Consider the following 246-nt stretch of genomic DNA (forward strand, 5'->3'; position numbering starts at 1 on the left):
GCGTAATAGCTCACTGGTCGAGTCGGCCTGCGCGGAAGATGTAACGGGGCTAAACCATGCACCGAAGCTGCGGCAGCGACACTATGTGTTGTTGGGTAGGGGAGCGTTCTGTAAGCCGTTGAAGGTGTGCTGTGAGGCATGCTGGAGGTATCAGAAGTGCGAATGCTGACATAAGTAACGATAAAGCGGGTGAAAAGCCCGCTCGCCGGAAGACCAAGGGTTCCTGTTCAACGTTAATCGGAGCAG

The 246-nt window shown here is 54.9% G+C and carries 1 rRNA gene; it reads left to right on the forward strand.

The features are described 5' to 3' along the window. Window positions 1–246 (forward strand): 23S ribosomal RNA (locus F3J37_RS27980); the annotation flags it as partial.

The organism is Candidatus Pantoea communis (assembly GCF_011752685.1).
GTDB classification, from domain to species: Bacteria; Pseudomonadota; Gammaproteobacteria; order Enterobacterales; family Enterobacteriaceae; genus Pantoea; species Pantoea communis.